This is a genomic window from Magnetospirillum moscoviense (assembly GCF_001650635.1).
In the GTDB taxonomy this organism is placed as follows: Bacteria; Pseudomonadota; Alphaproteobacteria; order Rhodospirillales; family Magnetospirillaceae; genus Magnetospirillum; species Magnetospirillum moscoviense.
Map to the genome: position 1 here is coordinate 1 of NZ_LWQU01000201.1, position 10,010 is coordinate 10,010.

10 protein-coding genes are annotated in these 10,010 nt (G+C 64.5%); 2 read left to right on the top strand and 8 right to left on the bottom strand.

Annotation, left to right across the window (positions count from 1 at the left end; genetic code table 11):
• Nucleotides 1–73: 73 nt before the first annotated feature.
• From A6A05_RS19095 to motA, 7 genes are all read right to left on the bottom strand, one after another.
• Nucleotides 74–775: a GNAT family N-acetyltransferase gene (locus A6A05_RS19095; RefSeq protein ID WP_068504669.1), complete on the bottom strand. Its 702-nt coding sequence runs from the start codon at nucleotides 773–775 to the stop codon at nucleotides 74–76.
• 59 nt (nucleotides 776–834) lie between these two features.
• A complete protein-coding gene (locus A6A05_RS19100) occupies nucleotides 835–2,364 on the bottom strand; it encodes a TRAP transporter large permease (RefSeq protein WP_082911081.1) in 1,530 nt (509 codons plus the stop codon).
• A complete protein-coding gene (locus A6A05_RS19105; RefSeq protein ID WP_245644382.1) occupies nucleotides 2,361–2,885 on the bottom strand; it encodes a TRAP transporter small permease subunit in 525 nt (174 codons plus the stop codon). The genes A6A05_RS19100 and A6A05_RS19105 overlap by 4 nt, the downstream gene beginning before the upstream one ends.
• Nucleotides 2,886–3,021: 136 nt before the next feature.
• Nucleotides 3,022–3,789 carry an arginyltransferase gene (locus A6A05_RS19110; protein WP_068504672.1) on the bottom strand — a complete coding sequence of 256 codons (768 nt, stop codon included), beginning with the start codon at nucleotides 3,787–3,789 and terminating at the stop codon, nucleotides 3,022–3,024.
• Nucleotides 3,790–3,839: 50 nt separating this feature from the next.
• Nucleotides 3,840–4,358, bottom strand: coding sequence for an RDD family protein (locus A6A05_RS19115; RefSeq protein WP_068504674.1), 519 nt, complete (start codon nucleotides 4,356–4,358; stop codon nucleotides 3,840–3,842).
• A 1-nt stretch (nucleotide 4,359) separates the two neighbouring features.
• The gene (locus A6A05_RS19120; protein ID WP_068504676.1) at nucleotides 4,360–5,325 is read right to left on the bottom strand and encodes a flagellar motor protein MotB; all 966 of its coding nucleotides are present in this window, start codon (nucleotides 5,323–5,325) and stop codon (nucleotides 4,360–4,362) included.
• 23 nt (nucleotides 5,326–5,348) lie between these two features.
• On the bottom strand, nucleotides 5,349–6,209 hold the full coding sequence (gene motA / locus A6A05_RS19125) for a flagellar motor stator protein MotA (RefSeq protein ID WP_068504678.1): 861 nt from the start codon (nucleotides 6,207–6,209) through the stop codon (nucleotides 5,349–5,351).
• 221 nt (nucleotides 6,210–6,430) lie between these two features.
• Between motA and A6A05_RS19130 the strand changes: the two genes are divergently transcribed.
• Nucleotides 6,431–6,931 carry a flavin reductase family protein gene (locus A6A05_RS19130; protein ID WP_068504680.1) on the top strand — a complete coding sequence of 167 codons (501 nt, stop codon included), beginning with the start codon at nucleotides 6,431–6,433 and terminating at the stop codon, nucleotides 6,929–6,931.
• Here the strand turns inward: A6A05_RS19130 and A6A05_RS19135 are convergent.
• Nucleotides 6,925–9,315, bottom strand: a complete 2,391-nt coding sequence (locus tag A6A05_RS19135) for a penicillin acylase family protein (RefSeq protein WP_068504682.1) — start codon at nucleotides 9,313–9,315, stop codon at nucleotides 6,925–6,927. The genes A6A05_RS19130 and A6A05_RS19135 overlap by 7 nt on opposite strands.
• A gap of 128 nt (nucleotides 9,316–9,443) precedes the next feature.
• Between A6A05_RS19135 and mce the strand changes: the two genes are divergently transcribed.
• On the top strand, nucleotides 9,444–9,848 hold the full coding sequence (gene mce, locus A6A05_RS19140; protein ID WP_068504685.1) for a methylmalonyl-CoA epimerase: 405 nt from the start codon (nucleotides 9,444–9,446) through the stop codon (nucleotides 9,846–9,848).
• The last annotated feature ends 162 nt before the right edge of the window (nucleotides 9,849–10,010 follow it).

A 10,010-nucleotide genomic window follows, 5' to 3' on the forward strand; every position in this document is an offset into this window, starting at 1 on the left:
CCCGACCGCGCGATATTGCCTCGCCGCCGCCATGGGGGCGTGACCGTCAATACGATTCACGAATAGAGCCTTTTTATAACGCCGACAGGCTTTGACGCTGCCGACCGGCTTCATCGAAATTCGCCGGACCGATCCAGCGCGCGAAGCGCTGTTTCAAGGCCGGCCAGTCACTGTCGATGACCGAATACCAGGCGGTGTCGCGGTTGCGTCCCTTGGTGACGATCGCTTGGCGGAAAATCCCCTCGAAGCGAAAGCCCAGGCGCTCGGCCGCCGCCCGCGACGGCTGGTTGAGGGCGTCGCATTTCCATTCATAGCGGCGATAGCCCAATTCATCGAAGACCCGCGCCATCATCAGGGCCATGGCCTCGGTGGCGGCGGCACTTCGGCGCAGGGATTGGGAAAAATGGATATGGCCGACCTCGATGACGCCGTTGGCGGGGTCGATCCGCAGGAAACTGGCGATCCCCACCGCTTTTCCTGTCCGCTGATCGACGATGGCATGAAATAGCGGGTCATCCTTCAAAGCGGCGGATGAAAGCCACTGGTCGAACGCGTCTTGGTCGGGAAACGGGCCATAGGGCAAATAGGTCCAGCTCGCCTGGTTGCCTTGCGGGCACAGGGCCGCCCACAGATCGTCGGCATGGCGGGTGAGGTCAAGGGCCAGCACCTGGCAATGGCGCCCCGCCATCGGCTCCCGTCCCGGGCGCGGCCGCGCCGACCAGTCGGCCACGGTCCAGCCGATCGGTTGGCCGAATTCATTCAGTCGATGGCTCATTATGGTCCTTTGGCGAGCAAAAGCCCCGCTTCGGGTCGTGAAGCGGGGCTTTGAAGGGGTTACTTCGATTCGCCCGACGACGCGCCGGGGCCGCCATACATGCCGCCCTGGGGCTGGCCGTCCTCTTGCCCGCCGGGGCCGCCATACTGGCCGCCGCCGCCGCCGTAATCGGTCTGCGGCAGTTCGATCTGGATTTCCGAGGCGTCGATCACCTTGTCGCGGCCCAGGAAGTCGGTGACCATGCCGGGGAAGGCGACCACCAGGCACACCATGATGATCTGGATGATGACGAACGGCACCGCGCCCCAATAGATCTGTCCGGTGGTGACCGCCGCCATCTGTTTTCCGGTGACCTTGTCCAGATAGTCGGTGCGCGGCGCGACCGAGCGCAGATAGAACAGGGCGAAGCCGAACGGCGGATGCATGAACGAGGTCTGCATGTTGACGCCCAGCAACACGCCGAACCAGATCAGGTCGATGCCCATCTTCTCGGCCACCGGGCCCAGCAGCGGCACCAGGATGAAGGCCAGCTCGAAGAAATCGAGGAAGAAGGCCAGCACGAACATCAAGATGTTGACGAAGATCAGGAAACCCAACTGGCCGCCGGGCAGGCCGGTCAGCAGATGCTCGACCCACAGATCGCCGTTGACGCCCCGAAACACCAGGCCGAACACCGTCGATCCCACCAGGATGAACACCACGAAGCTCGACAGCTTGGCGGTGGTGTCCATCGCCTGGCGCATCAGGCTCCAGCTCAGCTTGCGCCGGGCCAGGGCCAGGATCAGCGCGCCGGTCGCCCCCATGGCCCCGCCCTCGGTGGGGGTGGCGATGCCGATGAAGATGGTGCCCAACACCAGGAAGATCAGCACCAGGGGGGGCACCAGTGAGAAAAGCACCCGGCTGACCAATTTCATGCCATGCAACGAGCGCGCTTCCAGCGGCAGGGCCGGGGCCATGGACGGCTTGAAAAGGGTGACCAGCAGGATGAAGCCGGTATAAAGGCCGGTCAGGATTAAGCCCGGCACGAAGGCGCCGGCATACATGTCGCCGACCGACCGGCCCAACTGGTCGGCCATGATGATCAGCACCAGGGATGGCGGGATGATCTGGGCCAGCGTGCCGGAAGCGGCGATGACGCCCGATGCCACCCGCCGGTCATAGCCGTAGCGCAGCATGATCGGCAGCGAGATCAGACCCATCGAGATGACGCTGGCCGCCACCACGCCGGTCGTCGCCGCCAACAGGGCGCCGACGAAGATCACCGCATAGGCCAGGCCGCCGCGAATCGGGCCGAACAACTGTCCGACCGTGTCGAGCAAATCCTCGGCCATGCCGGATCGTTCCAGAATCAACCCCATGAAGGTGAAGAACGGAATGGCCAGAAGCGTGTCGTTGCGCATGATGCCGAAGATGCGCTCGGGCAGGGCCTGGAACAGGTTGCCGCTCAACAGGCCCAGTTCCATGCCCAAAAGACCGAAAACGATGCCGTTGGCGGCCAGGGCGAAGGCGACCGGATAGCCGAACAGCAGGAAGAACACCAAGGCGCCGAACATCAACGGCGCCATGTTGGCGATGATGAATTCGGTCATTGATCGCCTCCATGATGGCCGTGGGCCGGGGCGCCGGCATCGGCGGTTGCCCCGGTCAGGAAGGCGATCTTCTTGATCAGCTCGGACAGGCCTTGCAGCAGCAGCAGGGTGAAGCCCAGCGGGATCATCAGTTTGACCGGCCAGCGGATCAGGCCGCCGGCGTCACTGGATTGCTCCATGCCGGTCAGCGACTGCACGAAGACCGGGATGGACAGCCACAGGATCACCCCGGCCATCGGCATCAGGAATAAAAGGGTGCCGATGACGTCGATCCATGCCTGGGTCCTGGGCGTGAAGCGGCCAACGACGACGTCGATGCGGATATGTTCGTTCTTCAGCAAGGTGTAGGCCGAGCACAGCAGGAACACCGCCGAGAACAGGTACCACTGCACTTCCAGCCAGGCGTTCGAGCTGTTGTTGAAGGTATAGCGCACCATTGCGTTGCCCGAACTGATCAAAACCATCACCAGGATAAGCCACGTCACCGTGCGGCCGATCGACGCATTGATGCGATCGATCATGGCGCTCAACATCAGAAATGGAGCCAATGCCCATCCTCCCAGAAATGACCGATGGATTTTCCAGCTTTTTGCGTACTATGCCATGGCCTGATTGGTCAGACCAGTTGTCCCGTGGTGGAATTTCGGAAAACCACAGTCAGCGCAAGCTGTCGGCCGGTGAATTCTGTCCGGGGGGCTGAGTGTCGGGGTCCAACGGCAACCAGCCGTTGGGGCCGAAGGCCTCCAGCGGCTGGAAGCGGGCCTTATAGGACATCTTGCGGCTTTCACCGATCCAATAGCCGAGATAGACGAAGGGTAACGAACGGCGCCGGGCCTCGTCGATCAGCCACAGCACCACCGCGCTTCCCAGCGAGCGGGCCGCCGCGTCGGGTTCGAAGAAGGAATAGACCGCGCTCAGGCCGTCGGACATCCGATCGGCCAGGCAGCCGGCCACCAGGATGCCGTCCGGCGAGCGGAATTCGACCATGAAGGTGTCGATCGGGCTGTCCTCGATCATCGAACGGTAGTCGTAGAAGCCCATCAGGGCCATGTCGCCGCCGGTATGGCGCGATTCCTGATAGCGCGAGAACAGGCGGAACTGCTCGGCGGTGGCCCGAGCCGGCACGGTGCGCACCGTCAGGCCGGCATTGGCCTTGGCCACCTTGCGCAAGGTCCGGTCCGGCTTGAAGCCATCGACGACGATGCGCACCGGGATGCAGGCCGAGCAGCCGGGGCAGGCCGGGGTGTAGGCGATGGAATGAGAGCGGCGAAAGCCGGCGCGCGACAGGGATTCATGCAAGATCTCGGCGTCGGGGCCGTTCAATTCGGTGACGATCTTGCGTTCCAGCCGGTCGGCCAGATAGGGGCAGGGCAGCGGCGCCGTGGTGAAGAAGAAATGCGGCCGTTTGAGGGGAACGTGATCCATGCGGTCCGGTCTCGACGAAGCTTAAGGCGGCCGGTGGCTGCCCGTATCCCTCATGTGGTGGCGTCGGCAGGAAGTGTCACTACCACGGTGCCGGCCAGCCAATCGTGAAATGTACGACGCTTGGCATTGAACAGTGCGACGATCAGAACCAGCCCGCCGGTCAAGGTCACCGAACCATAGAACGCCACGATCTGGATGATGGCCTGGATCGGGGTCGGGCGTCCACCGAAACCATGCGGGATGGCGCTGATGCTGACCACCCTAAGCCCGAACAGCCGCATCCCGAACGTCGCCTGGGCCGGCCCGGCGATCAGGCCGATGTGATAGGCCAGCGGCACCAGCGCCAACACCAGCGGCAGCAACGGCAACAGCAGGCCGAACGACAACAGACCCAGGAAGATCATGGCGAACCACATCATGCCGGTGATGCCCAGCACGATGCCGGCATCGACGGCATAGGCCATGACGCGGCGCATGGTGACGGCGGAATAGAGTTCGGGGTGGCGCCACGGGTCCGACCAATCCTCGGACGGGACGGCCAGGGGAACCAGGGCGGTCTCGTCGGTCATGTCAGCCCTTGCGGCCGCCATTGGCGGGGGCGGGGCCGGGCTTGGTCGGGGCCGGCTGCTGGCTGGCCGGCAGTTCCGGCGGCCCGGTCAGGTCGTTTTCGCGCAGCAAGATGATGCTGATGCGGCGATTCCTGGGCGCCTTGGGGTCGGCGACCACATAGGGATCGACGTCGGCGCGGCCGACGATGCGGTCGATGCGGGCTTCCGGCACGCCCGAGGCCAGCAGGGCGCGGCGGCTGGCCAGGGCGCGGTCGGCCGACAATTCCCAGTTGGTGTAGCCGGACGGATCGCGGAACGGGACCGCGTCGGTATGGCCGGAAATGGCGATCTTGTTGGGCATCTGGTTGACGATGCGGCTGACCAGATCCAGAAGGGCGCGGGTATGGCCGAACATCGCCGAGCTGCCGGCCGGGAACATCGCCAGGCCTTCCTGGTCGGTGATCTGGATGCGCAGGCCTTCCGGTGTGTTGTCCACCGTCATCGAGCCCTGGAACTGCTTGAGCTCGGGGATACCCTTGACCGCCTGTTCCAGTTGATCCTTGGCCTTGTCGAATTTCTGCTGTTCGCGCTCGGCCAGCTTTTCCTTGAATTCCTGCTCGTTCATCCCCTCCATCGGCTCGGTGGTGGCGGTGGTCAGGTCCTCGCCGCCCAGGCCGATCGACGGCGGCGGCAGGTGCTGGACCAGGCTGGGAGACGAGGTGTTCGAGGATTGGGCGCCCTGGCCGATCACTTGGCCGCCCAGGATGCCGCCGGCGCCCGACTGGGATTTCGAGGCCATGGACGGGGCGAAATAGTTGGAGATGCCGGTCAGCTGCTCTTCCGTCACGGCGTTCAGCAGCCACAACAGCAGGAAGAAGGCCATCATCGCCGTCACGAAGTCGGCATAGGCCACCTTCCACGCACCACCATGATGGCCGCCGGCGACCTTCTTGTACCTTTTGATGATGATCTGTTGGCCTTCAGCCATGTCTCGGCCGCCTTACCCGGTCATCAATCGGGCGGAAGGTTGGTGACGGTCTCTTCCAGTTCCTGGAAGGTCGGGCGCAACTCGTCGGGCAGGATCTTGCGCGCGAACTCCACCGACACCTGGGGCGCGTAACCCTGCATGTGGGCCAACAGCCCGGCCTTCATCGCCAGGAAATAATAATGGTCGGAATCGAACGCCATCTGCATGTTGCGGGCGAACGGCGCGAAGAAGGCATAGGACAGCAGCACGCCCGAGAAGGTGCCGACCAGCGCCGCGCCGATCAGGTGGCCCAGCACCTCGGGCGGCTCGGTGATCGAGCCCATGGTGTGAATGACGCCCAGCACGGCGGCGACGATGCCCAGCGCCGGCATGGCGTCGGACATCAGGTTCACGGCGTGGGAAATCTCGTGATAGTGCTTGTGGTGGGCTTCCATCTCGCCATCGACGATCGATTCGATCTCGTGGGCGTTCGAGGTGCCCAGCGTCAAAAGGCGCAGATAGTCGCACAGGAAGGTACGGCTGTGATGGTCGCCGGAAAACTTGGGGAACTTGCCGAACAGCGGGCTTTCGTCAGGCTTTTCGACGTGGCTTTCCAGGGCCAGGTCGCCCTTGGTCTTGGCCAGCTTGAACACCGAGTAAAGCATCGACAGAAGTTCGACGTAATCGTCCTTCTTGTGATGCGGCCCCTTGAAGATGATGGCGAAATTCTTGGCGATGCCGGTAATCGTCGATTTTGGGTTGCCCAAAAGCAGGGACCCCACCGCAGCGCCCAGGATGATGATGAACTCGAAAGGCTGCCAGAGGACGTCCAGATGGCCGCCGCTGGCCGCGTATCCGCCGATCACGCAGGCAATGGTGGTGACGATACCGATGATCGCGAACATTCAAATCCCCAGTTACGGCCCGCGCGGCAAGCCGTTCGATCAGCAGGTTGCCCTGAACAATGCTATAATTCGTTCCCGCTGTCGCGAGTCAACTGCCGATTCGCACAATTTTTCGTCAACCGGGGTTATGCACACCGTCGGGGACGGATCGGCATTTGACCGATGCGGTAGAACCTTACTAATCTGAAACAGTAGTTCCGCCATTTCCGCCGAGTGTTCCCATGACCGTAGACGACCGTTCCTTCCGCAAGGCCCTCGGGTGCTTCGCCTCTGGCGTGACCGTGGTGACCGCCCTGACACCCGACAGCCGCCAGCCGGTGGGGGTGACGGTCAGTGCCTTTTCCTCGCTGTCGCTGGACCCGCCGCTGGTTCTGTTCTGCCTGGGGGCCAAGACCTCCAGCCTGGATGCCTTCACCAATTTCGGCCATTTCGCCATCAACATGCTGGCCGAGACCCAGCGCGACCTGTCGATCCGCTTCGCCCGCCGGTCCGACGACAAGTGGGCCGGGGTGGACTGGAGCGCCGGCACGTCCGGGGTGCCGCTGATCAAGGGCTGCCTGGCCAGCCTGGAATGCTCGCTGGAAAACAAGATCGATGGGGGCGACCATCTGATTCTGATTGGCCGGGTTCAGTCGATCAAGCACCAGGAGGGCGGGGCGCCGCTGCTCTATTTCCGCGGCGCCTACATGAATTACGGACCGCCGCCGCCGCCGGCTCAGTAACTGGGCACCAGTTCCAGCGTCGCCATATGGTCGAGGTGCTGGCCGATGGCGAAGCCGCGACCGCTTCGCCAGGCCAGCGCCTGGTCGTCGTAATGGCGCGACAGCGGGTTGCCGGCCTGTCCGACCGCGACCACGAAGGTGCTGGCCGACAGGTTCGACAGGTCGAACACCGCCCGTAGGCCGGCGCCGTGGACATGCTGGAAGCGACCGGGGGCGAAGGTGCCGCGGCTGACGGTGAAATCGTCGCCGCCGGTCTCGATCTCGGTGCGGCCCAGCCGCGACAGCATCGGCACCGCCGACAGGATCGGGTGGTCGAACACCGCCCGGTGCGCCGTGGCCCACCGCCATGACACCACGCTGGCCCCATATTGGCCGGACAGGCGGGCCATGGCGCGATCCAAGGCCGTCTGGACCTGCTCGTCGCAGGATTCCGCCTTGGCGGTTGTGACGTCGTCGCACCAGTGGCGATGGCGGGTCAGGGCATCGATCAGCACGAACGGGCGGACGGCGCGGAAGTGGGCGAAATCCTCACCCAGTTCGTCGGCGAACAGGCCCCGCCACACCTCCTCGATCCAGGCGTTGAGGATCAGGGGCTCGGGGCGGTCGGGCTCCATGCGGCCGTTCCACTCGGTCAGCAGGCGCAGCGCCTCGTTGGCGCGCGGATCGGCGGTGGTCGGGCTGCCCAGCAGATCGCGCAGTTCCAAGGCCGGCAGCGACACCAGATCGGCCTGGATCGCGCTCATGTCGAAGGTGGTCAGAGCCTTGCGGTCCTGCAGCAACTGATCGATCCGCTCGGCGCGGGCGCCAATGGGCCAGTGGGCGGTGATCAGGAAAGGATAGCGCGGGCCAGCCACCTGGTTGTTGGCGTTGATCAGCCTTTTGGCCTTGGGATTCAGGCTTTGCGGCAGCTTGTCGAACGGGATCCAGCCGATCCAGTCGCCGCGATCCGACCAACCTTCGGCCGGCATGGTGCCGTCGCCGCTCTTGCGTCGGGGGATGCGGCCGGCGGTCATGAAGCCGATATTGCCCTCGATGTCGCCGTACATGAAGTTCAAGGCCGGGCTGTGCAGGTCGCCCAGGGCCTGGGTGAAGCCGCGCCAGTCCACCGCGCGGCCCATCTTTAAGAAGGCCTGGGCGGTCAGGTCGTTGGCCTCCAGGGCGGTGGCGCGCAGGGCCACCACCTGGTCTGGTCGAGCCCCACCGATCAGGTCCGAGATGATCGGGCCGTGCTGGGTTTCGCGCACGGTGATGGTCACGTCGGCGGCGTCCTTGACGCGGATGGTCTCGTCGCGGCGCAGGAACGGCCTGGCCTGCTTGCCGATCTGATAGGATTGGCCGTCGGCGCTGGGCTTTTCGATCACCAGATCGACGGTATCGGCGTGGGTGGTGGTCATGCCCCAGGCGATGCGCCCATTATGGCCGACCAGATGGAACGGCACGCCGGGAACGGTGCCGCCCGACACCATCAGGCCGGGCGCCTCGACGGTCAGCAGGTACCACAAGGACGGCGCCTGGAACGGCAGGTGCGGGTCGTTGGCCAACAGCGGCTTACCCGATTCGGTCAAAGTCCCGGACAGAACCCAGGCGTTCGAGGCCTGGCGCGGCCGAACCGCCTCGGGGACCAGGGCCAGCAGCGACTGGGCCGTGGCGGCCGACAGGGTGATCGGGCCGTCGGTGGTGCCGGGCCACAATTCGTTCAGGCGCTTCGCATCCAGCCTTGTCGCCAACTTGGCGCGCAACAAATCCTCTCGCCAGTCGCCGGCCAACTGCATGGCCATCATCCGCTGCCACACCAGCGAATCGGCAGGCCGCCACGGCTCGGGTCTAGTGCCCAGCAACAGGAATTCCGGCGGCAGGCGATGTCGATGGGCGTCAATCCAGGCGTTGACACCCTGGGCATAGGCGATCAGGGCGTCGCGGGTCGGCTTGTCTAGGCGCTCGAAGCTGGCCTCGGCCAGGCGATAAAGGCCCAGGGTCCGCATGAACTTGTCGGTTTCCACCGCCGGTGCGCCGACCAGTTCGGCCAGCCGTCCGGCGCCGATGCGGCGCTGCCATTCCATCTGCCAGATGCGGTCCTGGGCGTGGACCCAGCCGATGCTGAAATATCCGTCCCGCACCGAGCGGGCGGTGATGGTCGGCACGCCAATGGAATCACGCGCCACCTTGGCCGGCAATTCCAGTCCGTGCACCGGCACTTGGCCGTCGATGCGCGGCAGCGAGCTCATCACCCACACCACCGCGACCGCGATCGTCACCAGTCCGGCGAGCATGACGGCATTGGCCAGGTGCTGCCACAGCGGCATCTCGCCCCCGATGAACAATACGTCGGCGTTGGGGGCGGGGCGCTCGTCGGCGGATGTCGGCAAGTCCTGCAAAGCGGACACGGGCTCCGGTCAATTCGGCGGCGGATGGGAAGTGGTAATGCGGCACGGCCACCGGCGCAAGCGAATATCGGAATTTCACTCAAGCTATGCTATGAGGTCGGGACCAAACTTTGTCCGTCGAGGATTTTATGATCGGAAAGCTGAATCACGTCGCCATCGCCGTTCCCGACCTGACCGCCGCCGCAGCACTTTACCGCGACACCCTGGGGGCCAAGGTGTCCGATCCGGTGCCGCAGCCGGCCCACGGCGTCACCGTGATCTTCGTCGAGCTGCCCAACACCAAGATCGAGCTGTTGCATCCCTTGGGGGACAAGTCGCCGATCGCCGCCTTCCTGGAAAAGAACGCCTCGGGCGGCATCCACCATATCTGCTACGAGGTGGAAGACATCTTGTCGGCCCGCGACCGGCTGAAGGCGCAAGGGGCCCGCGTGCTGGGCGACGGCGAGCCGAAGATCGGCGCCCACGACAAGCCGGTGCTGTTCCTTCATCCGAAGGATTTCTGCGGCACCCTGGTCGAGCTGGAACAGGCCTGATACCGGCCAAGCTTTTGTTGGCCGGTATCCAGCCGCCATTGCGGCGGCGGCCAAGGGCGCGGATGCGCCCGCCCGGCGAGGGGCAATACAACCGGTCATGTGTGGACGGCCCCTGCGTTGCAAGGAGATTTTCACGCAATCACGCCCCGGTCGGGTGCAGTC